General features: G+C 47.9%; 21 protein-coding genes. 13 read left to right on the top strand and 8 right to left on the bottom strand.

The window, feature by feature from the left end; genetic code table 11:
• The first annotated feature begins 19 nt into the window (after positions 1-19).
• The 12 genes from GCU39_RS19275 (at position 20) to GCU39_RS19220 (ending at position 14,936) form a co-directional block, all read left to right on the top strand.
• Positions 20-796 (top strand): SDR family NAD(P)-dependent oxidoreductase, encoded by a 777-nt coding sequence (locus tag GCU39_RS19275; protein ID WP_152395007.1) that lies wholly within the window; start codon positions 20-22, stop codon positions 794-796.
• Positions 797-817: 21 nt separating this feature from the next.
• Positions 818-1,702 (top strand): fumarylacetoacetate hydrolase family protein, encoded by an 885-nt coding sequence (locus tag GCU39_RS19270; protein WP_152395006.1) that lies wholly within the window; start codon positions 818-820, stop codon positions 1,700-1,702.
• Positions 1,703-1,865: 163 nt separating this feature from the next.
• Positions 1,866-2,507, top strand: a complete 642-nt coding sequence (locus tag GCU39_RS19265) for a glycoside hydrolase family 73 protein (protein ID WP_152395005.1) — start codon at positions 1,866-1,868, stop codon at positions 2,505-2,507.
• Positions 2,508-2,697: 190 nt separating this feature from the next.
• Positions 2,698-3,585: an FMN-binding protein gene (locus GCU39_RS19260; RefSeq protein WP_152395004.1), complete on the top strand. Its 888-nt coding sequence runs from the start codon at positions 2,698-2,700 to the stop codon at positions 3,583-3,585.
• An 83-nt stretch (positions 3,586-3,668) separates the two neighbouring features.
• Complete coding sequence (locus tag GCU39_RS19255; RefSeq protein ID WP_152395003.1) at positions 3,669-5,516, top strand: FAD-dependent oxidoreductase; 1,848 nt, start codon at positions 3,669-3,671, stop codon at positions 5,514-5,516.
• A 101-nt stretch (positions 5,517-5,617) separates the two neighbouring features.
• Complete coding sequence (locus GCU39_RS19250) at positions 5,618-6,064, top strand: hypothetical protein (RefSeq protein ID WP_152395002.1); 447 nt, start codon at positions 5,618-5,620, stop codon at positions 6,062-6,064.
• On the top strand, positions 6,051-7,040 hold the full coding sequence (locus tag GCU39_RS19245) for a polyprenyl synthetase family protein (RefSeq protein WP_152395001.1): 990 nt from the start codon (positions 6,051-6,053) through the stop codon (positions 7,038-7,040). Before GCU39_RS19250 ends, GCU39_RS19245 begins: the two co-directional genes overlap by 14 nt.
• A 171-nt stretch (positions 7,041-7,211) precedes the next feature.
• Positions 7,212-9,425, top strand: coding sequence for a helix-turn-helix domain-containing protein (locus GCU39_RS19240; protein ID WP_227793269.1), 2,214 nt, complete (start codon positions 7,212-7,214; stop codon positions 9,423-9,425).
• A gap of 185 nt (positions 9,426-9,610) precedes the next feature.
• Positions 9,611-10,549, top strand: a complete 939-nt coding sequence (locus tag GCU39_RS19235; RefSeq protein ID WP_152394999.1) for an ABC transporter permease — start codon at positions 9,611-9,613, stop codon at positions 10,547-10,549.
• Between the two features lie 26 nt (positions 10,550-10,575).
• A complete protein-coding gene (locus tag GCU39_RS19230; RefSeq protein ID WP_152394998.1) occupies positions 10,576-11,475 on the top strand; it encodes a carbohydrate ABC transporter permease in 900 nt (299 codons plus the stop codon).
• Between the two features lie 122 nt (positions 11,476-11,597).
• Positions 11,598-13,304, top strand: coding sequence for an ABC transporter substrate-binding protein (locus GCU39_RS19225; RefSeq protein WP_152394997.1), 1,707 nt, complete (start codon positions 11,598-11,600; stop codon positions 13,302-13,304).
• Between the two features lie 252 nt (positions 13,305-13,556).
• Positions 13,557-14,936: an ABC transporter substrate-binding protein gene (locus GCU39_RS19220; protein WP_193726552.1), complete on the top strand. Its 1,380-nt coding sequence runs from the start codon at positions 13,557-13,559 to the stop codon at positions 14,934-14,936.
• Positions 14,937-14,984: 48 nt separating this feature from the next.
• On the opposite strand, the gene GCU39_RS19215 is transcribed toward GCU39_RS19220, so the two are convergent.
• Genes GCU39_RS19215 through GCU39_RS19180 form a run of 8 tightly spaced genes read right to left on the bottom strand, consistent with a single transcriptional unit; the run spans position 14,985 to position 22,596 of the window.
• Positions 14,985-15,854, bottom strand: a complete 870-nt coding sequence (locus tag GCU39_RS19215; RefSeq protein WP_152394995.1) for a UbiA-like polyprenyltransferase — start codon at positions 15,852-15,854, stop codon at positions 14,985-14,987.
• The gene (locus GCU39_RS19210) at positions 15,824-17,128 is read right to left on the bottom strand and encodes an aspartate aminotransferase family protein (RefSeq protein ID WP_152394994.1); all 1,305 of its coding nucleotides are present in this window, start codon (positions 17,126-17,128) and stop codon (positions 15,824-15,826) included. Before GCU39_RS19210 ends, GCU39_RS19215 begins: the two co-directional genes overlap by 31 nt.
• A gap of 32 nt (positions 17,129-17,160) precedes the next feature.
• Positions 17,161-19,119 (bottom strand): peptidase U32 family protein, encoded by a 1,959-nt coding sequence (locus tag GCU39_RS19205; RefSeq protein WP_152394993.1) that lies wholly within the window; start codon positions 19,117-19,119, stop codon positions 17,161-17,163.
• A 27-nt stretch (positions 19,120-19,146) separates the two neighbouring features.
• A complete protein-coding gene (locus GCU39_RS19200; RefSeq protein WP_152394992.1) occupies positions 19,147-19,938 on the bottom strand; it encodes an energy-coupling factor transporter transmembrane component T family protein in 792 nt (263 codons plus the stop codon).
• Positions 19,917-20,843 (bottom strand): energy-coupling factor transporter ATPase, encoded by a 927-nt coding sequence (locus GCU39_RS19195; RefSeq protein ID WP_152394991.1) that lies wholly within the window; start codon positions 20,841-20,843, stop codon positions 19,917-19,919. The genes GCU39_RS19200 and GCU39_RS19195 overlap by 22 nt, the downstream gene beginning before the upstream one ends.
• Positions 20,819-21,661, bottom strand: a complete 843-nt coding sequence (locus GCU39_RS19190; RefSeq protein WP_152394990.1) for an ATP-binding cassette domain-containing protein — start codon at positions 21,659-21,661, stop codon at positions 20,819-20,821. The genes GCU39_RS19195 and GCU39_RS19190 overlap by 25 nt, the downstream gene beginning before the upstream one ends.
• On the bottom strand, positions 21,654-22,208 hold the full coding sequence (locus GCU39_RS19185; protein ID WP_193726551.1) for a Gx transporter family protein: 555 nt from the start codon (positions 22,206-22,208) through the stop codon (positions 21,654-21,656). The genes GCU39_RS19190 and GCU39_RS19185 overlap by 8 nt, the downstream gene beginning before the upstream one ends.
• Positions 22,192-22,596, bottom strand: a complete 405-nt coding sequence (locus tag GCU39_RS19180; protein WP_152394989.1) for a NusG domain II-containing protein — start codon at positions 22,594-22,596, stop codon at positions 22,192-22,194. Before GCU39_RS19180 ends, GCU39_RS19185 begins: the two co-directional genes overlap by 17 nt.
• A gap of 132 nt (positions 22,597-22,728) precedes the next feature.
• On the opposite strand from GCU39_RS19180, the gene GCU39_RS19175 reads away from it, so the two are divergent.
• Positions 22,729-23,790, top strand: a complete 1,062-nt coding sequence (locus GCU39_RS19175) for an FAD:protein FMN transferase (RefSeq protein WP_152394988.1) — start codon at positions 22,729-22,731, stop codon at positions 23,788-23,790.
• The last annotated feature ends 33 nt before the right edge of the window (positions 23,791-23,823 follow it).

The following is a 23,823-nucleotide window of genomic DNA, read 5'->3' as shown; positions in this document are numbered from 1 at the left end:
ACCTGAAGGAGGAGCTCATATGAGATTACAGGATAAAGTGACGTTAATTACAGGATCAGGCTCAGGGATCGGGAAAAGTTCTGCGAAACGATTTGCCGAAGAAGGAGCAATCGTTATCATTAATGATCTGAACGAAGAGCATGGCCTGGCAGCTGCGGCTGAGATCGTAAGTGCAGGCGGGCGTGCCCATTTCATTCGTGCGGATGTAACCAAAGCGGATCAAGTGCAAGCGATGGTCGCCGAAATCATCGAGCGTTACGGTCGTATCGATGTCCTCTTCAACAACGCAGGCGTAAGCGGTGTGGGTCGTCTGCATGAAATCGAAGAAGACGCATGGGACCGTGTCATCAATATCAACATCAAAGGCGTATTCCTGCCATGTAAGTATGTACTCCCTCATATGATGGAAGCGAAGTCGGGATCAATCATCAATATGTCATCTTGTATCGCTGAAATCGGTCTCGCACAACGGGGGTCTTATTCGACGACCAAAGGTGCGGTGCTATCGTTAACGAAGTCGATGCAAGTGGACTATGCGCCATATAATATCCGTGTGAATGCCCTGCTCCCAGGGACCATTCTTACACCTTTCGTAGAAGATTATCTGAAGAAGTCCTACGGCGATAATCAAGAGGCCGCATATGCTTCTCTGAAGACGCGCCAATTAAGCGGCGATTTGGGCCGACCTGAAGATGTAGCGCAAGCTGCGCTGTTCCTTGCTTCAGACGAATCGAAATTTATGATGGGTTCTCCGCTCTATATTGACGGCGGCGTTGTATTCGGCAAAAATGCTTAACACATAAGGAGGTTCATAAGCGTGAAACTATTAACATTTATTGAAGAGGGGCAGCAGTGTCTTGGTGTTCATACAGACCACGGTGTTCTAGACGTGGCTCGTGCAGCAGCTGGAGACGAGCACGCACCACGAAATGTCATGGATGTGATCAAAGGCGGACAAGCAGCAGTGGATAAGCTGCAATCGATCGTTGATTCATACGGCACCGCGGGTGTTGCACTACGCGATGAGTCGACCATCACATACGGGCCATGTGTGACGGCACCGAACAAAATCATTTGTGTAGGCCTGAACTACAAGAAGCATGCGGAAGAGACGAATGCTCCGATTCCGGCGTATCCGATTCTATTTAATAAATTCAATAATACATTGACTTCTCATCAAGCCGAGATCGCCGTGCCGAACGTCACGAAGGAACTCGATTATGAAGCGGAGCTTGTCATCGTGATCGGGAAGAATACGAAGAACGTATCCCGTGAGGAAGCATTAGACCATGTATTTGGTTATTGTGCCGTGAACGATCTATCCGCGCGGGATCTGCAAATGCGTACGCAACAATGGCTGTTAGGCAAAACATGCGATGACTTCAGCCCACTGGGTCCTTACCTCGTATCAGCTGATGAAGTCGGCGACCCGAATCAGCTCTACATTCGTGCGATTGTGAACGGTGAAGTGCGTCAGAATTCGAATACATCGGATATGATTTTCCCATGTGATGAGATCGTCAGCTACATCTCGAAGCATATGACATTGGTGCCTGGGGATATCATCCTGACAGGTACACCGGAAGGCGTCGTGCTTGGTTTGCCTCCAGAACAACGCGTCTACCTGCAGCCAGGGGATGTTGTAACCATTGAGATCGAGAAGCTTGGTTCTCTAACAAACCGCTTCATAGCTGAGGCATAATTTGATATTTATTTCGAATGAACTGTTCCCGAGAAACCTGTACAGCCTTGTGCTGTGCGGGTTTTTTGTCGTCTCACCCGTAATATGCCTTGTCCGACGAACAAGCCCTTGCATATGATATTCTATCGCAACGTATTAGACCGAAGAGAGGGGAGCGCAAGACATGGATCCACAACAGTTCATCGCAAGAATAGCACCTATGGCGGTTCTCAGCATGTATCAGACAGGCATCCCTGCCTCTTTAACGATTGCACAAGCGGCGCTAGAGAGCTCCTGGGGAAGTTCATCCTTGACCGTGAAGCAGAACAACTTGTTCGGGATCAAAGGCGGAAATAGCTCCTGGACGACGACAGAGTATGGACCCGATGGCAAGCCGTATACGATAAAGGCGTCATTCCGTGCTTATGCCAGTTGGCAAGAATCGATTGATGACCATGCGAAGCTGCTGCTGAACGGAACTAGAGATAATCCAACGCGTTATCGTAAGGTTGTTGACGCGGACTACAGAACGGCAGCACAGGCCGTATATCAAGGCGGATATGCAACGGATCCGAATTATCCGAAGCTCCTGATCCAATTGATCGAACAGTATCATTTATACGTGTATGATGCCACATCGACAGAGGAGGAGAATACATTGAACTTGACGACAAATCAACAGACGATGCTCGTGACAGCGATTGATGATCTCATTAAAAAGGGGTACATTACCGATCCGAGCTGGCTAGATAAAGCGAAGAAAGGTGAGCTTACACTATCAGAACTAACTTGGTTGAATACCATCGTATTGACGCGATTAAAATAGATCAGAAAAAAGAGGCAGCAGGTATGCTGCCTCTTTTTTTATTTCAAAAATAGAGAAAATTATATGTCAGAAAGCGGGAATGAGGTGTGATTAAGATCACATGAATCTGGTTTAAATTCTGATAGAATGACTTTGAGATAAAATTCACAAATAAAATGAATTGTGAAACCATACTAGGAGGGTCTATACCATGAAAAAAATATCTGTATTATTTCTGACAACGGCACTTGTTATGGGACTACTTGCAGGATGCGGTGGCAAAACAGAAACTGCGAAGCCAGAAACAACAACAGAGTCTACTACAACTGACAAAACAACTGCAGAGCAAGGCACATATGCAGATGGAACATATTATGCTGAACAACCTGAGTTCAAAGATGGCTGGAAATACGCTGTAACATTGAAAGTCGAAGGCGGTAAGATTACTTCCGCGGATTGGAATGGTATTAACGAAGCCGGCGGCCCGGATAAGAAAACTCTATCCAAAGAAGGCAAGTACGGCATGAAAGATAAAGGTAAAGCACAAGGCGAATGGCATGAAGAAGCTGAGAAAGCTGAGCAATTCTTGATCGAGAAGCAAGATCCAAAAGCGATCACAACAAACGCAGAAGGTAAAACAGACGCAATCTCAGGCGTAACGATCACGGTCAGCCCATTCGCAGAATTAGCTGAAAAAGCACTAGCAGCAGGCGTTGTTGAGCCAGGTCCTTATAAAGACGGAGCGTACCACGCAGAAGAAGCTAATTTTGATGATGGCGGCTATAAATATACAGTAGATCTTACGGTATTGAACGGTAACATCGTAGCTGCGAACTGGGACGCACAAGCTAAAGACGGCGGCGACACCAAGAAGAAATTATCCAAAGATGGTAAATACGGCATGAAAGAAAAAGGCAATGCAGCTGGCGAATGGCATGAAGAAGCGCTTAAAGCTGAGCAATTCTTGATCGAGAAGCAAGATCCAGCAGCATTTGCTCCAAATGCAGAAGGTAAATCTGATGCAGTATCCGGCGTGACAATCACTGTGAGCCCGTTTGTTGATTTGGTTACCAAAGCACTTGAAGGTGCTAAAAAGTAATAAACGAAGTTCACAGAATGATATCCCTGCTGCGTATACAGCGGGGGTTTCTTTCGTAAAATACGGACAAAGAGGTGACTCCCATGAATAAGAAGATTATCGTTCTTGGTGGAGGTTACGGAGGCGTACTAACAGCTAAGAAATTAGCGAAGAAGTTCAAAAAAGGATCTGGCGTAGAAATCACATTGATCGATCGCAAGCCATATCATACACTCCTAACCGAATTACATGAAGTTGCGGCAGCACGCGTTGAGGAAGATTCGATCAAAGTCGATCTGAAGAAAATTTTTGCGGGACGCAATGTTGATGTGGTACTCGATGATATTGCTAACATTGATTTCAATGCGAACACACTCCATTCCAAACATGATAGAAGCTATACCTATGATTACTTAGTTATCGGTACGGGCTGTAAGCCGTCATACTTTGGCATTCCGGGTGCTGAGGAGCATGCATTCTCGCTATGGTCATATGAAGATGCTGTGGCGCTCAGAGAGCAGATCCGCACGATGTTCATCCAGGCTGTAAAAGAAACCGATCCGGTTGTGCGCAAGCGCATGTTGACATTCGTAGTCGTCGGCGCGGGCTTTACAGGTATCGAGATGATCGGGGAGCTTGGCGAGTACAAAGAGCAATTGTGTAAAGAATTCTATCTGGATAAATCAGAGGTTCGCCTTGTCGTTGCCGATATGGCTCCGAAAATCTTGCCGATTCTACCAGATAAACTAATTCAGAAAGCAAAACAACGTCTAGATAAATTAGGTATCGAAGTCATTACGGGTACGCAAATTACAGGCGTATCGCCAACATCCGTGAGCCTGGGCGAATCCGGGGATATCGAAGCGAACACCGTCATCTGGACGGCCGGGGTCGAGGGCTCGGATCTCGTGGGCGATTTGGATCTTGAGCAAAAGGGCAGAAAACGGATCGTAACGAATGAACATTTGCAAAGCGTTGACCACAAAAACGTCTATGTCGTCGGCGATAACATTTTCTACATTCCAGAAGGTGAAGAGCGTCCGGTTCCGCAAATGGTTGAGAACGCGGAGAACGCTGCACCGCTGATTGCGAACAACATTCATGCCGTGATCACGGGGCAAGCGCAGCAGAAGCCATACAAGCCGGTATTCCACGGTACGATGGTATGTATCGGTGGCCGTTACGGGGTAGCGAATATTGGTACACCGAAGAAAATGTTCATGTTCACAGGATTCATGGCCATGTTCTTCAAACATTTCATTAACTTATTCTACCTCTTCCAAGTCTGTGGATTCAATAAATGTTATTCATATATGCTTCATGAGTTCTTCCATGTGCCGAATCGTCGGAGCTTCGTAGGCGGACACTTGTCCAAGCGCTCCCCGAACTTCTGGCTCGTACCGCTTCGGATTTTCGTTGGTGCGATGTGGTTAAAAGAAGGTCTGGCAAAGTTGCCGAAAATTCTTGAAGACCCGAACAATATCTTCTTGATTCCGGCAAAAGCAGTCGACGGTACATCCGGTGCGACGGAAGCAGCAGCAGCTGCAGGCGAAGCAGTTAAGACTGCGGTAGAAGCTCTACCTGTTCCGGATTTCATCACGAGCATGGTGAACGGAACGATGGATATGTTCTTCTATACGAGCGATGGCGGTTTTACTGCATTAGCTTCGATCTTCCAAGCCGCAATGGTATGCGGAGAGATTATTTTCGGTCTGATGCTCATCGTTGGTCTATTCACATCCGTTGCTTCCATCGGTACGGTAGCTATGGGTCTCATGATCTGGACTTCCGGTATGGCTCCTTACGAGATGCTCTGGTACTGGTTCGCAGGTATTGCGTTGATCGGCGGATCCGGCAGCACGCTTGGCCTGGATTACTACCTGTACCCACACTTGAAACGCATCTGGCGTAAGATTCCTTTCATCAAGAAATGGTATCTATACGCGGATTAATTTAGAGGTTTGAGGACCTGTCAGTCATTCAATAGGAGCGTAGTGCGCATCATGCAGCATTACGCCCTCCTTATTTTCAGAGGAAACGCAGGTGATGAATCATGAGTACAAGCCAATTAATGACACAGACGTTCGAACAATTAACGGAGCAATTAGCACCCGATGCTGGCATTGCAATTGAAGTGAACACGCGCTGGGTGAAAGAAATGGCTCACTTTCTGAACGAATACGATATGGATGACACACGGCGGCAAGTAATCTTGGGATGTTATGTATTACTGCGATTATCCCTGCAGTCCCATGACGATGTACAGGAAGAAGAGCTGCAGCTCACACGCAAAATTCTTGACGGCGACTATCTGCAGAGTAGTTATTATGAATATGCCTTAGCGAACCAGTCCATGGATTTATTGGCTGCACTCGCACCTGTTCTCAAGACGATACACATTCGTAGAATTGAAGGAAAACCGGCTGATTTTATCCTTCCGACTGCGATTCGTCAATTTGTGACGTACCGATATGCGAAGGTCGCTTATGAAGTTATCTGATGCCCTTCGAATCGATGTGGACCGCATTGATAAAGAAATGATTGACCTGGTCCGCTATGATCGGGATTTGCCGGTATTCTCGGTTGTGAAACGTAGTGTGCTTGACCTGATTCAGGCAGGGGGCAAGCGTCTTCGCCCTATGCTCGTCATCGTAGGGAGCCGATTCGGGATGCGTACTCCGGAAGGGAAGAGGCTCGTACGCCTCGCTGCGGCGGCCGAATTCGTTCATGCGGCTTCCTTGATTCATGATGATATTATTGACGGCGCAGAACGGAGAAGGCAGCAGCCGACGCTCCATACGAAGACAAATGTCTATACAGCGACCCATGTCGCGAATTATATGATGGCGCGCATCGTTGAAGCGCTATTCGAATATTCGGATGCAGAGGATCAAGGACGTGCGCTCCAGGATCTGATCTCAGCGGCACCATCCAAGCTATGTATCGGTGAATATCAGCAGCTCAACACGCGGTTCGACTATGACATAGAGCTTGATACGTATTTGGAGAAGACGATGAACAAGACAGCGCTGCTAATGGCTGCATGTCTACAAGCTGGTGCGCGGGCGGCTGAAGCAGAGGAATGGGTGTCGGATACGTTATACGCCTTTGGCAGAGCGGTTGGCATGTCCTTTCAGATCAAGGATGACCTGCTCGATTTCGAGCAGACGGAAGGGAAGCTTGGCAAGCCGGCGGGAGCGGATTTGATGAACGGACAAGTGACGCTGCCAGTGATCTATGCCCTGCGGGATGAGGCGCTTGGAACGCAGATTCGATCGCTGCATGAGGGCTCGACCGTCGAAGAATTCCAACATGTCATCGGACAGATTCGACATAGCCAGGCGATGGATCAAGCGAGAGAGCTGAGCCATCATTATATGCGTGAAGCGTGGGAGCAGATCGAAGACTTGCGTGATTATCATGCGGTGGAAGATTTAGAGATGATTTGGCATTATTTTAATGATCGGGATTTTTAGGCAAGAAGAGTTATCCATGAGAATGGGTAGCTCTTCTTTTTTGTGATTTTTATGGGTTATTTTGCGTGCACTCTTATGAAAGGGGTTACAATTGAGGTGCAATCCGCTATAATAACATACAAAAATGCGAAGCGGGGTTTGAACGTGAGAAGTTCTTGGTTTAAACGGCTTTTGCTGTCTTATATGCCGATTTTTATTATTGTCATAACATTTACTTTCTTCGTGTTCTTCCAGTTGTTCAGTGAGCAGAGCCGGAAAGAAGCGTCCAATGCAAATAAGATGCTGTCCTTGCAAGCGATGCGACTTGTCGATACGTCGCTGAAGGTCATCGATAATATGGTCGTGTTGGAGACCATTAACAGCAAGCCGCTCAAGGATTTCTTCAAATCGAATACGAGAAGCGATCCCTATATTAATATTGCAGCGGTACAGAAGCTGAAAGAAATGATTACGTACTACCCGCTGATTGATTCGATCTATATGGTGCGCTATACGGACGGATTCGTTCTTAGCAATGCGACGAATGCCTTCGTCAAAGATTATGCGGATCAGGATTTTATCGAGCAATACCAAATCTCCAAGACACCGAAGTGGACGGATGGCCGTAATTTCGAGCAATTTAGAATGATCGGCGGCAAACAGGTTGTCAGTCTCGTTCGAGGCGCCCCCTACATGAAGAATGATCTTGGGATGATTGTCATCAATGTTGCGACCGAATCGCTGCATAAGCTTACGAAGGATCTGTACGATACGAAGTCGAGCTTCATTCAGACAAGAGATACGTCCGGGCACTTGTTATTCGGCGGTGAGATGAACGAAGATGGGACGGAACTGAACTCGCAATATGTCTCGAGCTATACCAATTGGAAATATGGCAGCGGGCTTGTGCATGGCGGATTGGTTCGGTTCATCTCCTCACTCTATAACGTATGGTTCGTCATTGGTCTCTTGATGATTGGGATCGGCCTGCTGTGGATGATCTATGTGACACGGCGTCATTCGAGACCGATCGAGCAGATCGCAGCGAAGTTTAGCAGCTATTCCTTGCCAATTGCAGGCGGAGGAGGCACAAGACGCGGCAAGACGGACGAATTTGCCTTTATTGAATCTGCGCTTGAGAACATTCTGGAGCAGGCCAAACAATATCAGCAGAAGTATCAAGAAGATCTGCATCTTCGGACGAGAGATCTATTCCATCAATTGATTGATGGTGGATCAAATCTTACCTTAGTGGAATGGGAGCATGAAGCGAATCAATTGAAGCTGCCGGCGCCAACGGGGCGCTCCCGGATGTTTGTCGTGGAAATCGATAAATATGGGGATTTCTGCAATAACTATTCCAAAGGGGATCAGAACCTATTGAAGTTCACCCTGCGAACGGTCATTGAAGAAATCGCGTCTAAATTGGAATGCAGACTGTGGTCGGAATGGACATCGGCTTCCAATTTGTCGGTGATGCTGTTCGAATCCCAGGAATCTCTTCCTGACGAGTCGGTATCGCTGCCACAACTTGCCGATCAAGTGAGAGGCTGGACGGAGCAGAATTTGAAATTTACGATTACGATCGGCCTCGGTCCGGTCGCAGAGATGATCAATGAAATTCCTCAGTCTTATAGAGCTTGTATCGAGGCACTCAAGTATAAGACGGTGCTGGGTGAGAATCGATTGATCTCAAGCGAGGATATTGCAAGCCAAGGCCAAGCGGAGGTGTATTCGCATCTCGGAGCGATCCGCTGGTTGGTTCAGTCTTTCCGCACGGGTGAAGATCAATGGTTAGAGGAGTACGAATCGTGGTTCACCCAGTTGAAGCAGGGTCTGCTCACGAATGATGAAATCATGAACGTCATGAATTATTTGATCTACTTCTTCGGCCGTGAGATGTCCGGTTGGAGCAAGGAAATTCAGCAAATGTGGGTGCAGGAGAGTCTACCGAAATTAAGCGAGCAAATCGACTACGGGTATTCCTTGGAACAATTGCGCGAAGGCATTAAGCCGGTACTCATCGAATTGTACGATACGATTCGGCAGATGCGGGATACACGGCAGCATACGGCCATGATTCGAGAGATGCGGAAGTTTATTGAGCTGGATTACGCGAATCCGAATATGTCGCTGGAGTTCCTGGGGGAACATTTCAAGATGAATGCGAAATATGTGAGCAAGCTGTTCAAAGAGGATACTGGGCAGAAGTTCGTCGACTTCCTCATCGAAATTCGAATGCAAGAGGCGCAGCGTCTGCTAACGGCGACCACGTATTCGGTGCAAGAGGTTGCGGAGCGTGTTGGATATACGAGCGCGATCTCATTCAGCCGTGTATTCAAGAAAGTCGTTGGTTATTCACCCGGTGAATATCGTACGGATCACTTGCGAAGAGCCAATGGTTGAAAACGGTTTATTCGTAGAAAACAGTGCAGGCAGCGATGTGAATCGCTGCTTTTTTCGCGTTCTGACGCCAAAGTGAAAAAAGTTAGATCGGTTTATTCTTGTTTCTTGTTGATGTGACGAACGCCCCCTACAATGGGGTCATATTCGAAATCGCATACCAAGGTCTAGACGGAAGGAGCTGCGTGATGCCAAATCTAGTGAATGAAACAGCAGTCGTAAGAAAGCCAGCGTGGAGAAGCATGAAGCGTCACTGGCAATTGTACTTGGTTATTTTGCTGCCACTGCTCTATTTAGTGATCTTCAAATATGTGCCCATGGCAGGGATCGTCATTGCATTCAAAGATTATAACGTGATCAAAGGCATTTGGGGCAGCCCCTGGGTGGGACTGAAATATTTCGGGCAATTCTTCAACTCGCCGAATTTCTGGCTCTACATTAAGAATACACTCGGCATTAGCCTCTACGGGCTGTTGATTGGATTCCCTGCTCCCATTATTCTGGCGCTGGCATTGAATGAAATCCGCAACGGACTATTTAAGAAAAGCGTACAGCTCGTCACCTACGCACCGTACTTCATCTCGACCGTTATCATGGTCTCGATCATTATCGTGAACTTGACGCCGAACGTAGGGATGATTAGCAAGTTCTTCGCGATGCTGGGCGTTGAGAATACGAACTTCATGGGTATTCCCGGACTGTTCAAATCGATTTACGTCTGGTCCGATGTCTGGCAGTTCACCGGCTATGGTGCGATCATCTATATTGCGGCGCTCGCAGGGGTCAATCCTGAGCTCTATGAATCGGCCAAGGTCGACGGGGCCTCACGCATTCAGAAGATTATTAATATCGATATTCCGAGTCTCATCCCGGTATCGGTCATCTTATTAATCTTGAATCTAGGCAACATTATGAAGCTCGGCTTCGAGAAAATATATCTGATGCAAAATCCGCTCAATCTGAGCACGTCTGAAGTCATCTCAACTTATGTGTATAAAGTGGGCTTGCTCGGTTCCAGCTTCAGCTTCTCGGCTGCGATTGGCTTGTTCAACTCGATCATTAACTTAATTCTACTCGTATCTGTCAACTACATTGCCAAGAAGCTGTCTAACAATAGCCTGTGGTAATCCCGAAGAAGGAGAGAGGAGTCCTTATGATAAATGCAACTCGTATTCAAGAATCCAAGGGTGACCGCCTGTTCCTAGGTTTAGTCTATCTATTCTTGACAGTGATCTTATTGATCGTGGCACTCCCACTGATCTACATTCTAAGCTCTTCCGTAAGCTCGCCGCAGGCTGTCGTATCGGGTAAAGTCTGGCTGTTCCCCGTTGATTTTACACTAGCTGGCTACAAGGCGGTGTTCAATAATGCGCAAATCGGCGTCGGATATATGAATTCACTCTTCTATACGGTTGTCGGAACAATCATCAACGTCTTGCTGACGATTATGCTCGCCTATCCGCTCGCGAAGAAGACCTTCTATGGACGCAACTTCGTGATGGTGCTTCTCGTAATCACCATGATGTTCGATGGAGGATTAATTCCTTTCTACATGGTCGTCAAAAATCTGCACTTGCTGGATACACGGTGGGCGATGATCCTGCCAGGCGCGCTCGCGGTATTCCAGGTTATTGTTGCACGTACCTTCTTCCAGACGTCGATTCCGGATGAATTAGCTGAAGCCGCAGAACTGGACGGATGCAGTGATATTCGATTCATATGGAGTATAGTACTGCCGTTGTCGAAGCCGATTATTGCGGTTATGACACTTATGTATGCCGTAGGCCATTGGAACGCTTATTTTGACGCTCTGATATTCCTTCGGTCACCAGATCTATTCCCGCTGCAGATCATCTTGCGCAATATTCTCATCTTAAATACCGTTGATCCTTCGATGATGGCGAATGTCGATCAGATGCAGGCGCAGCAAGGATTAAGAGATTTGCTCAAGTATTCCTTGATCGTCGTCGCGAGCGCTCCGGTGCTGATCATCTACCCGTTCGTGCAGAAGCATTTCGTTAAAGGGGTTATGATCGGTTCGCTGAAAGGTTAATGATCGGTAACATGCTTGAGAGGGGGGATGCGGCAGCCGCAAATCATTTCGCACGTGGGCATTAGCACAAGGATGACAGGGTCATGATTTACCATTAAGATGATAATGGAGGCGTAGTCTTTATGAGAAAAAAATGGACGAAGACGTTTGCAGGGACATTAAGTTTGGTACTCACCTTGGCACTCATGCTCAGCGCTTGCGGCGGCAACAGCTCGCAGCAGTCAGAGCAGCCAGCGGACCCGTCAGGTGAGAAGCCTGCGGCACAGGAGGATGTGTTCACGGAAGTGGGTACGTATCCGATCGTGAAGAAGCCGATGACGATTAAGATGTTCGCGCCTCAGTTATCCACCATTGAGAATATGGAGACGAACACTTACACGAAGTTCCTCGAAGAGAAGACGAATATTAAGATTGAATGGGATTTGGTGCCGGATAATGCGCTGAATGATCGGAAGCAGCTGATGCTCGCGAGCGGCGACTACCCGGAAGTCATTTTACATGGTGCGCTCACCAAAGAGGAACAAATGAAGTACGGCAAGCAAGGCGTCTTCATTCCGCTTAATGATCTGATCGATAAATATGCGCCGAACATCAAGAAAGCGATGGCCGATATACCGTATATGAAAGCATCGATTACAGCACCAGACGGCAACATCTACGCGCTGCCGCAAGTGAATGAGTGTTATCACTGTGATAATGCGCTCAAAATGTGGATCAATAAAGCATGGCTTGATAAATTGGGATTACAAGTTCCAACCACGACGGAAGAATTCCATAACGTATTGAAGGCTTTCAAAGAGAAGGATCCGAATGGCAACGGCAAAGCGGATGAGATCCCATTGACGGGCTCCGATGAGATGTGGACAGGGAACGTCTCAGCCTTCTTGATGAACTCCTTCATCGTCGATGACTATACGGAGAAAAATGCAGGTACGTTCCTACGTGTCGTAGACGGCAAGGTCGACTTTGTTGCGAATAAAGAGGAATGGAAGCAAGGGCTCTTATACTTGAATCAATTATATAAAGAAGGTCTGATTGACCCAGCTTCCTTCACGCAAAATGCAGATGCGATCCAACAGCTCGCGAATCGTGAGAAGGATAACGTCATGGGTGCGCTGTCGACGGCATTAATCAGCTATGCGTACAGTATGGACAGCAAGGCGCCGCGCCACAAAGACTATGTCGTGGTTCCACCGCTCAAAGGACCAAATGGCGTTCAGCAGACGTTGTTCTTCGCAGGCATCAATAACTCGCAATTTGCGATTACGAACAAAGCGACTCCTGAGCAGCAAATCGCTGCAATCCGCTTCGCAGATTACCTGTATACAGAAGAATCGATTGTATTGCAAGAGAACGGGCCTGAAGGCGGTGGCTGGCGCAAAGCAACGGAAGGCGAGTTAGGGATGGACGGCAAACCTGCCAAATATACGAACATCGTCAAAACCGATAAGAAACCAACCCATAATGATGGCTGGGAGCAAATTGGTCCATCGCTCAGAACGTATGCGTACCGTGCTTCATGGACAGCTCCACAAGATCCGCTCGCAGATAACGGCTACGGTACACGTCTCAACAACGTATCCAAGGAATATGAGCCTTATCATTCCAAGGAGCAATATCCGAACGGTCTCTTCATCGCCCTCGAGGATGCTGAGATTAGCGCTCAGATCAAGACAACCTTGGTCGACTACGTGAAGTCGAATATGGCGCAATTCATTACAGGTTCGAAGGACATTAACAAGGAATGGGACGCTTATGTGAAAGGTTTGGATGGTCTGCAATTAGCGCAGTACCTTGAGATCTATCAGAAGGCGCTTGCATCGAAGTAAGGATATGATGGCTTGGAAAAAGACTGTCCTACAGGGGAGATCTCTTGTATGGACAGTCTTTTTTTGGCTGCGAACAGGATGAGATTCACAGGAAAAACACACAAAAATCACACGACGTACACACCGTTTTTGATATATTAAATTCGGATAAAAGGAATGATTGAAAGGGGGAATGTACGGGATTGGCGGCCCAATTTCTTGCTTTTTTGCGAAATAACTTATGAAAGGGTTTACAAAAAAGGAGGGAATCGATTGAAGAAGACTAGAAAAATGATGACATTATTCCTGATTACAACATGCATCATGTCCATTCTACTATCGGCGTGCGGCAACTCAACCAAGACGACAGAAGAACCAAAACCGACTACTGAGGCAGCAGTAGATGACAATAAGACAGAGCCAGCAACGAATAACAATGCTGAGGCTACAACCGAATCGAACGAACCTGTCACGATTAAATTTATGACGCCGTGGGGCGGTGAAGAGGTCAGAATCCGTCTTGCGGATGCATTAGAGAAGAAATATCCTCATATCAAAATTGAACATATCAGTGCATTTGCATCTGCAGAGAAAATACAAGAAGCGAATGCTGCGAACAACTCCCCAGACATTATGCTGGTTACAGACCCGTTTGTTACATTACATGATCTTGAAATGACCTACCCTTTGGATGATTTGGTTGCCAAAAATAATGTGGACCTTACCAAATTCCGTGACGGTGCGATTGAGGCGATACGGCAGCGCGACCCGGAACAGAAGAATCGATTGCTGGGCATGCCGCTTGAGGATGTCGTCGTAAATCTATTCTATAACAAGGATATTTTCGATAAGCTGGGCATCGAATATCCGAGCGAGACGCCAACATGGGACGAGGTATTGGATATGGCAGCGAAGATTGCTGGCAAGCACGGAGATGCTGAGTATGTCGGTCTGGCTGCCCGTGGTCTGTCCCAGGCGATGCTCCAATTGTCCGCTACTGGTACCAATCCGGAGACGGGCGAGATTCTATTCGAGAAGGATCCGAAATTCGCGAAGTATTTCAACTTGATTCAACGAGTAATCAAAATACCAGGCAATGTGCCTGATGAATCGCAGAAGGATAATTTCGGCTTTGAGAAGGGCAATGTCGGTATGATTCTATCATTCGTGAACAGTGCGAAGCTCTATGCGCATACAGAAGGCTTGAATTTCGGCATGTCCGCTTACCCAAGCTGGAGCGATCTCCCAGGTGTATTGCCGAACAATATTCCACTTACGCTTGCCATTAACCCAGCGAGCAAACATATTGAAGAGGCCTTCAAAGTGTTAGAGTTCGCAGTATCCGAAGAGAATCAGAAGAATATCGCGATCGGCGGTGCTCCGCCAGTTGTGAAAGATCCGGAGATTCGTCAATATCTTGCTGGGGAAGATAAAGTAGGCGTCTACAACATTGATGCAGCCTATAAAGGAAAGGCGGCAACACCGGTATACTCACCATACGGTCCTGATATTTTCTACTATGAAGCCAATATTATCAGTGATAAGACCTCTGAAATGATTAAGGATAAAGGCAAGGAAGACGTGAATACGTTCTTGCGTAAAATGACCGATGAGTATGCGGCGATTTTGAAAGAGAAGGCGAATAAGCAATAATGTTAAAAGGCTTCGTTGACCTTTGCGGGTCAGACGAAGCCTTTACGATTACAATAAGATAAAATCTAGCAGTGTACAGAATAAGATCACCATACTAATGACCTGATTCAGCTTATAGGATGCGATTTTCATCAGGTGACGATTGCTCGGTTTAATAATGCGATGCTCGGTGAGCAGCAGCAGGGTAGCCATAAAGATGCCGAGCAGGTAGATCCAGCCGAGATCACGAATGAAGGCAAGGCTAAAGAGCAAGAGTACCATGATGAAGTGCAGGGCGCGCGAGATGTAGAGCGCATCTTCGAATCCGAATATGCTCGGTACGGACCAGAGACCGTTTTTGCGATCAAAATCGATATCCTGCGTCGCATAGATGATGTCAAAGCCTGCGATCCAGAGCATGACGATTGTCCCGAGAATAAACGGGGTAAAGGCGAACTGCCCGGTAACAGCGAACCAAGCGCCAATCGGGGCAGACGCTATCGTGAAGCCTAAGAACAGATGGCAGAGCCACGTGAACCGCTTCGTATAAGAGTATGCCGTAATCAGCATGATCGCGACAGGCGATAATGCGAAGCAGAGCGGGTTCAGCATCGCTGCTGCAAATACGAATAAGGTGTAATTCAGAATAACGAACCAGATGACTTCTCTCGGCAGGAGCATCTTTTTCGGCATATGGCGCGATGCGGTTCGGGGATTGAGTGTATCGAATTTCAAATCCGCCAGCCGATTAAAGGCATTCGCGCCATTGCGGGCTGCGACGAGTGCGATCAGTGACCATGTAATCACATACCAGGATGGCCAGCCATTCGATGCCCATAGCAAGGAAATAATGGCGAATGGCAGCGAGAAGAGGGTATGCGAGAACATGACGAGCTCGCCGAAGAGTCTTATTTTGCTGGTGACGCTTCGTATAACCATGCATGACCTCCTGTACAGACATCTTCGAGCGCCGAGAGCATTCTGCGAATGTTGGATTCGTGGATGACGAGCGGCGGCTGGAATGCCAGTACGTTGCGGTTCACGCCATTTTTACCGATAATGAAGCCCCGATTCTTCATACATTCAATGATCATATCAACGGCCTCAGCGCCGCGTTGAGGCGCATCCCCCAAGATCTCCATCCCAACCATCAATCCCATACCGCGTACATCCGTAATGAAATTGTACTTTTGCTTCAGTTCCAGCAGGCCATCCTTCAGCAGCTGACCAAGCTTCTGTGAACGACGCACTAATTTCTCTTGTTCGATATAATCGAGTACGGCCATTGCTGTAACGGAGGAAACAGGATTCCCGCCGAAGGTGGAAGCCGAAGGACGGTTAAAGGTATTCGCGATGGCATCCGTCGTCGAGAAGCAGCCGATCGGCGTGCCGTTGCCAAGCGCCTTCGCCATCGATAGGATGTCAGGGACGACACCGAAGTGGTCCATAGCGAACATTGCTCCCGTGCGACCAAAGCCGGTCTGAATTTCATCCGCAATGAGCAAGACATTATGCCGCTTGAGCAGAGCCTGCACCTCTTGGAAATAGTGCTTCGCCGGTACGATAATACCGCCGTTGCCTTGAATTGGCTCGACAATCATCGCTGCGATGGTATCGCCCTTCTCGTCAAGAACTTTGCGCAGCGCCCGTAGAGAGACATCAGCGGCCTCTTCCAAGGACAGACTAGGATCGAATGGCCGTGGAATGAAGTGCGTGTTCTTCTCGAGATATGGATCCGTACGCCACATCGGGATGCCGGTCACGCTCATCGTTAAGGAAGTGCGTCCATGCAATCCGAAATCGAGAGCGATGAAATCACGCTTATTGGTGTGAAGACGTGCCGCGAGCAAGGCGCCTTCATTCGCTTCAGAGCCGCTGTTGACGAAGAATGTCCGCTTCAACTCCCCTGGAAGAATACGCGCAAGACGTTCTGCAAGATCAACCATCGGTTGTGTCAGATAGATCGTCGATGTGTGCTGCAGCGTCTCAAGCTGCTTTGTTGTTGCTCGTGTAATGTGCTCATTGCAATGTCCGCAAGCGACGACGGATACCCCGGCGAAGAAGTCGACATAAGGGGTATCTTTCTCGTCGTATAAATATTGCATATGTCCTCGTACAATTTGAGGAGGCTGCTTATAGAAGTGGCTGGTGCAAGGGAACATGAACGTTTTACGTTTGTGTAGAATTTGGTCTGCGCCGATCGACTGAGTCATTGGGATCGCGCTCCTTTCTATTGGTCATGATCTTACTTGATGGTCACTGCTTCTTCTTGTACGGCCTTACCGAAAGATAATGTGCCAAGTGTATATCCGGCATAGACCGGTGAACGTTGTTCATATAATGCCGCACACTGCTCAGGCGCCTCAAGCGCCTTACGATACGTGCTAAGAATGCTGCGCAATTGCTCGGGTGTATACGTGCTTCCTTCAACGCGGAAATGTCGAACGCCAGCTTGGATAAGATCAGGAAGAATAGGAAGATAGCAGAGTTCCTTGGCTGTCGTGAGATGATTCCGGCCGAATTGGTCGCGATATACCGGGTTCTCGCCTTTATCTGTCATGAGGACGAGATAGCGGTTATCGACGAATTTGTTGTCTTCTTCCGCAATGGATTGGAAGACTTCTGTATTCTCATATAAATCGAGTTCCAAGTACATCACGACAGGTGAACCGTGAACGACGATTTCCATCGGAACCGTCGTATGCGAGAGCAGCTCTGTGAAATGCTCCAGCGGAAGCTCGATGGAAGCGGTAAAACGGCTCAGTCCATGCTCGTTGTAGAACATCGCGGACTGATTATTCGTGACGTTCAGATTATAGTCGCCAATCATCGGGATGCCGAATTTCTTGAAGCGATGCAGCGCGCCGATATTCGTCACGACGATACCGTCGATGCCTAAGTCTGCTGACCGCAATAGATGTTCATACTGCTCAAAATGAAGTTCAGACATCATTCGCGGTAAAGCCAAATAGATACGGGATGATCCTTTCATGGCCGTCAACTCTACAATCTCTTGACGCGTGAATGGACGATCGGGTGCGTAGACATCGCCAGCTAAGTAGATATAGTGCACGCCTTCTTCGATTGCTACCTTCGCTTGCGCAATATTATTGACGCGAACGGATAGCTCCCGTGATGCAGCTTCTGGCCGATGAATCGTAGCCAAGGATGTCCGAATAACATCTAAGCGGTCTTCTTGAATGTCGCGTTCAGGTGTTGGCGTACTGAAGACTTTGCCTGTGCTGTAGAACTTGCCGGTGCCTTCATAACGGCGATTAATGTAAGATAGCCCTGGCTTGCCGAAGGCATACGCGGTAGAGAAATCGCGTTTCCGATGTTCGAATAGCTCTTGCGAGTTCTCGGAGCGATTGTATCCGATCGGATCTTCGATGTACCGATCAATGGCATCGCCGTAGCTGTTAATGAGCATCGTGACGAATTCTTTGTCCCGCATCCGTCCCTCGATTTTGAAGGAAGTGATGCCGGATTCGATCAGCTCTGGGATGTATTCGTATAAGTTCATATCTTTGGCGGCAAGCGGATATTCCGTTGGATAGACGCAGCCATCCTTCTTCACGCGGTATTCCCAGCGGCACGGCTTCATGCATTGACCGCGGTTGCTGCTCATGCCGAAGATCATCGAGCTGATATGGCAGTTCGCGCCATGCACCGTACACATATCCCCGTGCACGAAATATTCGAACTCCATGCCGGATTTGGCTTGCAGATATCTTGCGGTCTGGAGATCCATCTCGCGTGAAGCAACGACCCGGGTGACGCCCATCTCTGCGAGGAATTCAATCATTGGTAGATTGTGAACGTTCATCATGACGGACGAATGAACATTGATGTCTAGCCCCATCTCCTTGATCAGGGAGAGGACGGCGAAATCCTGAACGATAATGGCATCGGGCTTCGCTTGATGAATGAATGTGAGATACTGTCTAGCGTCCTCCATATCATGTTCATTAATCAGGTTGTTGAGGGTAATGTACGTTTTCTTGCCTAAGTCGTGGGCGATGGAGATCGCTTGCTCTATCTCTTCATAACTGAGATTGTAGCCTTTGCGCATCATCCGCATATTGAGGCTCGGGCCCCCGAAATAAACGGCATCGCAATTGGTCTCAATGACCGTCTTGAATATATCGAATGTACCTGCAGGAGCGAGTAGCTCCACCTCTTTACCATGAAAATATCTAGCCATCGTTAAAACCTCCATAACTTCCTTCGATTATTGCCAAATGATGAACAAACCGATAAGAATAAAAATGAGTAAGAAATAGGTGTCCTGGCTGTGCCAGGTTAATCTGAAATATTTGGAGCGGGGCTCGCCTAGCTTGTATCCCCGCGCTTCCATCGAATTGACGAGCTCTTCCGCACGCCGAAAAGCACAGACTGTGACGGGAACGAGCAGCGAAATCATCGCTTTCGCTTTATCCTTCCACGGGAGATCCTTCAGATCTGCACCCCGGGAAGCTTGTGCTTTAACGATCCGCTCGGTCTCTTCCAAGATGGTCGGAATGAACCGAAGCGCGATACTGAGCATGAGCGCGATGGCTTGCGGTGATATACGAAATATTTGGAGCGGCTTCAGCATGTCCTCTAAGGCTTGAGTCAGCATGGCCGGAGTTGTCGTGAACGTAAGCAGCGCGGTGAACGTGACGAGCAAGAACATTCGCCAGACCGTAAATACTGCTGTGATGATTCCTTCGGAATAAATATGAATAGGTCCTAAGGCAAGTAACAAATCCCCACCCTTCTCGAGGAAGATTTGGAACAGAAAAATAAAGAGCATGAGATATCTTAGGGGGCGCACCGCACGCCAGTACGTCGTCAGCTTGATTCTCGTACTTAGAAGAATCAATTGCGAGACAAGGGTGACGGCGATGAAGTCGGCCCAGGAATGAAGCAGGATAGTAATTACCGCATAGATCAGCATGCAAGTCATTTTGGCACGAGGGTCAAGCTTATGAACCCATGAACCGGTAGCGATGACGCGGCCTAAGATGAATCGTTGCTGCATAGCACACCTCCGTTATCATCTCGCTCTGAGGTTTGGAAGAGCTGATTGATCTGTTCAGCGACCCATAATGGCGTGAATGACGCATGGACCCCCTCCTGCCTCACATGGTCAGCCATCTGCCTGTTCGTCATGCGTTCACATGACTTCAGTACACGGAACGGCTTCGGAATAGCCATTCGCCATGCGGGCAGCTTCTCAGCTTGTTCGTAGAGTTCAAGATTCGAGCCTTCGAAGACGAGCTTGCCTTCATGCATGACGAGCAGATGGTCCGTAAAAGGCAGAACTTCATCGAGCCGGTGCGTCACGACAATGATGGTCTTGTTCTGGGTTTTACATAGTGTGTGCAGTAGGCTCATAAAATCTTCACGGCTCCTAGGATCTAGCGTCGCCGTCGGTTCATCCAACACGAGAACATCGGGGTTCATCGCGAGAACGGAGGCGATGGCCACTTTGCGCATTTGTCCGCCGCTCAGTTGGAAAGGACTGCACTGGAGCAAGTCTGTACTCAGCCCGATTTGTTCCAGCGCTGCGACCGCTAGCTCTTTGGCCTCGGCTTCCGTTGCACCGAAATTCATAGGGCCATAACAGAGATCGCGTTCTACTGTTTCGGCGAAGAGCTGCTGCTCCGGGAACTGAAAGACAAGGCCGACGCGCTGCCGAAGCCGTTTAACTTCGTGAATCTTTTCACCTGGGACGATTAGAAAATCCAGCACCTGTGCCTTGCCGCCTGTCGGACGTAGAATGGCATTGAAATGCTGCAGCAGTGTTGATTTCCCTGAGCCGGTCGGACCGATAATACCGACGAACTGTCCATCTTCAATATGAAATTGTACATGATCGAGTGCCAGCTGCTCAGAAAGACTTCCTCCATATGCATGGCTTACTTCATTGAATACAATTGGCATAGTTCCTCCAGTAGTCCATGTTCATCAGCATGATGGCGGACGGGTAAATCATATGACGTGTTCAATTGCTGCGCGAGTCGAATGTAGAATGACGGAATCAAGTTACATCGCCTCATCACCTCAGTCTCTTGTACGATGCTGGCTGGTGTCGCATCTGCTATGATCTGCCCATCGGCGAGTGCCAGTACACGATCCGATGCTTCGATTTCGTCTGCATCATGGGTGATAGAGATGATCGTATAGTCGCCGCTCTGATGCATGTCACGGATGATTCGAATGACATCCATTCGGGATTGCTCATCCAGCATCGAAGTCGCTTCATCGAAGATGACGATGCGAGGTTCCATCGCTAGAATCGCGGCTAACGCGGCGCGCTGCTTCTGTCCTCCTGAGAGCTCGCCTGGATGCTTCGATAAAAGAGAGATGATGTTCAGCTTTGCAGCATAGTGATTCACGCGTCGCTCCATCTCGGCATGGTCGAGGCAGAGATTCTCGAGTCCGAAGACCATATCTTCCATCACCGTGGTGCCAATGAACTGATTCTCCGGATTCTGGAATACGTACCCGATTTGCTGCCGAATATCGTATAAGTTCTCATTCGATAACGGCGTGCCTTGAATCAAGATTTGTCCTTGTGTAGCGCGCAGGAGCCCATTGAATAACTTGACGAGGGTTGACTTGCCTGACCCGTTCGCTCCGATAATGGATACCCATTCCCCTGGATGAACCGTGAGGGAGATATCGTGCAGAATTGGCGGGCTGCTTGACCCCTGATAGGAGAAATGTACGCCTTCCATTTGAATCATCGGGCTACTCATGTGCAGTCCACCCTTGGAATAAGGTTAGCTTCGATAGGGCTGAGATCAAATATTTGACGGCAAGGCCGATAAAAATCCCCGTTACAACCCCTGTGAGTAGAAGCGCCGGCAAATAGTAGAACATCTTCGATGTCTTGAAGATGATCATCGCAGCCGTAAGCTGGCCGATATTATGCCCTATTCCTCCGACGATACTAATGCTGATCAAGCTGAAGAATTCACGTCCCATACGCATCATGCCGTACATCAGAACGAAGCTGACGATGGCGCCAAAGAAGCTGAATAAGAAGCTAGAGAAGGTTCCGAATATAAAGGCAGTCAAAATCGTCTTCAATATAATGAGCAGTAGCGTGTCTTTTCCATTTAAGAAATAGAGACAAGTCAGCACCATTATATTCGCAAGACCAAGCTTCGCGCCGGGAACCGAGAAGGGCAGTGGAATCATAGATTCGATGATGCTTAAGACGACAGCTACGGCAGCGAAGATCGCAATCATGACGGTACGCTTCAGCAGCGCTGCAGATGTCGTATCACTTGACGACGGCATCGATATCATCTCCTTGATCCATTGGATTGTTGTTCTCGATCTCGACTAAGACACGATGCGGCAGGCAGACAATGGTCTGCGACGGATTCGTAATAAACCCGAAGGTGAGACAGACTTTGTCTGGACAATCCGCATCGATCATCTCGATGCCGTGATCGTGAACTTTGAGCAGGTTGTAGTGGCCGTCTTCGGTTTCAACTTTAATTTCTTGTGGCTCGGCCGTCAGCTCAACGGTTCGGAATATTTTTCCGTCTACCGTAATTTTGGCAATTTTGCTGTGCGATTCGTCACTTACTTCATTCGGAAATGCTTTTATGATGATGAAAATGATCGCACATAGTAGAACAATACCGATGAGCATAATATCTCCACGTCTAAGCTTCATCATCGCGTTTTTCTCCTTATGTTAAGTTATTTTGTGATTATATACTTAAAAATTGAATTAAACTATGCGTGATGAAATTGAAAAATGGCATCATATATGGTATAATGTTCGGCTACAATTTAAGGGGGTAACATCATGCTTCGTTCAAAAGCTATCATTTCGCTGCTCATTCTCTGTCTGGTGACGATTGCAGGTTGTGGCGGAACCACGCCATCCAAGGGTGCGACGGAGAGTATCAACCCGAAATCTCAAACCTACTTCGTATTCGATACGGTGGTCACCATTAAGGTATACGATAAGAAAGTAACGGATCAGCATTTCACAGAAATCAAAGCCATGCTCGACGATATCGAGAATAAGATGAGCCGCACGATCGAGACAAGCGATATCTATCAGATCAATGCGAACGCAGGTAAAAAGGCGATCAAAGTATCGGACGAGACATTTTATGTTGTGAAAACGGCCCAGAAATATTCAGAAGCTTCCAAAGGGCGGTTCGATGTTGCGATTGGAACGCTCGTCAGTCTATGGAACATTAATAATGAGGGGGCCCATGTGCCGAAGCAGAGCGAGATTGATGATGCGCTCAAACATGTTGATTACAAGAATTTAGTGCTGGACGAGAAGAACAAGACAATCAAGCTGACGAAGGAAGGAATGGCGCTGGATCTAGGAGGCATTGCCAAAGGGTACGCCGCAGACCGAGTTGCGGAATATCTATTGAAGCATGACATGCCGAATGCCATTATCGATTTGAGCGGTAACATTTTTGCGCTTGGTGTGAAGCCGGGCAGTGACTACTGGACGATTGGTATTCAAGATCCGAATGAGAGTCGGGGGAACCAAATTGGCAGCATGCGTGTGCAGAACCAGACGGTCGTAACGTCAGGAATCTATGAGCGATACTTTATCGAGAATGGTGTGCAGTATCATCATATCCTTGATCCGAAGACGGGCTATCCGGTCGTCAACGATCTGAACAGCGTCTCCATCGTCACGGATCATTCGATTGATGCGGATGCTTTGTCCACGACTTTGTTCGCATTAGGAAAAGAAGAGGGCATAAAATTCGTAGAGAATATGAAGAATACGGAAGCGATCTTTATTACGAAGGATAAGAAAGTGTACATGACGTCAGGGATGAGCGAGAAATTCCATATGACGAACAAGGATTATGTCGTCGTAAAAGGGGAATAGCTGTATTTGACACGTGACGCATTTTTCTTTATC

Source organism: Paenibacillus guangzhouensis (genome assembly GCF_009363075.1).
Taxonomy (GTDB): domain Bacteria; phylum Bacillota; class Bacilli; order Paenibacillales; family Paenibacillaceae; genus Paenibacillus_K; species Paenibacillus_K guangzhouensis.
Note: the sequence above shows the minus strand (reverse complement) of the source record. Positions and strands in the feature narration are given on the sequence as shown.

What these genes read in the sequence shown, in the direction of transcription:
- GCU39_RS19275 (WP_152395007.1), top strand. Translation starts at nt 20, where the DNA reads ATGAGATTACAGGATAAAGTGACGTTAATTACAGGATCAGGCTCAGGG.
- GCU39_RS19265 (WP_152395005.1), top strand. Translation starts at nt 1,866, where the DNA reads ATGGATCCACAACAGTTCATCGCAAGAATAGCACCTATGGCGGTTCTC.
- GCU39_RS19260 (WP_152395004.1), top strand. Translation starts at nt 2,698, where the DNA reads ATGAAAAAAATATCTGTATTATTTCTGACAACGGCACTTGTTATGGGA.
- GCU39_RS19255 (WP_152395003.1), top strand. Translation starts at nt 3,669, where the DNA reads ATGAATAAGAAGATTATCGTTCTTGGTGGAGGTTACGGAGGCGTACTA.
- GCU39_RS19250 (WP_152395002.1), top strand. Translation starts at nt 5,618, where the DNA reads ATGAGTACAAGCCAATTAATGACACAGACGTTCGAACAATTAACGGAG.
- GCU39_RS19245 (WP_152395001.1), top strand. Translation starts at nt 6,051, where the DNA reads ATGAAGTTATCTGATGCCCTTCGAATCGATGTGGACCGCATTGATAAA.
- GCU39_RS19235 (WP_152394999.1), top strand. Translation starts at nt 9,611, where the DNA reads ATGCCAAATCTAGTGAATGAAACAGCAGTCGTAAGAAAGCCAGCGTGG.
- GCU39_RS19230 (WP_152394998.1), top strand. Translation starts at nt 10,576, where the DNA reads ATGATAAATGCAACTCGTATTCAAGAATCCAAGGGTGACCGCCTGTTC.
- GCU39_RS19225 (WP_152394997.1), top strand. Translation starts at nt 11,598, where the DNA reads ATGAGAAAAAAATGGACGAAGACGTTTGCAGGGACATTAAGTTTGGTA.
- GCU39_RS19215 (WP_152394995.1), bottom strand. Translation starts at nt 15,854, where the DNA reads ATGGTTATACGAAGCGTCACCAGCAAAATAAGACTCTTCGGCGAGCTC.
- GCU39_RS19210 (WP_152394994.1), bottom strand. Translation starts at nt 17,128, where the DNA reads ATGACTCAGTCGATCGGCGCAGACCAAATTCTACACAAACGTAAAACG.
- GCU39_RS19205 (WP_152394993.1), bottom strand. Translation starts at nt 19,119, where the DNA reads ATGGCTAGATATTTTCATGGTAAAGAGGTGGAGCTACTCGCTCCTGCA.
- GCU39_RS19200 (WP_152394992.1), bottom strand. Translation starts at nt 19,938, where the DNA reads ATGCAGCAACGATTCATCTTAGGCCGCGTCATCGCTACCGGTTCATGG.
- GCU39_RS19195 (WP_152394991.1), bottom strand. Translation starts at nt 20,843, where the DNA reads ATGCCAATTGTATTCAATGAAGTAAGCCATGCATATGGAGGAAGTCTT.
- GCU39_RS19190 (WP_152394990.1), bottom strand. Translation starts at nt 21,661, where the DNA reads ATGAGTAGCCCGATGATTCAAATGGAAGGCGTACATTTCTCCTATCAG.
- GCU39_RS19185 (WP_193726551.1), bottom strand. Translation starts at nt 22,208, where the DNA reads ATGCCGTCGTCAAGTGATACGACATCTGCAGCGCTGCTGAAGCGTACC.
- GCU39_RS19180 (WP_152394989.1), bottom strand. Translation starts at nt 22,596, where the DNA reads ATGATGAAGCTTAGACGTGGAGATATTATGCTCATCGGTATTGTTCTA.
- GCU39_RS19175 (WP_152394988.1), top strand. Translation starts at nt 22,729, where the DNA reads ATGCTTCGTTCAAAAGCTATCATTTCGCTGCTCATTCTCTGTCTGGTG.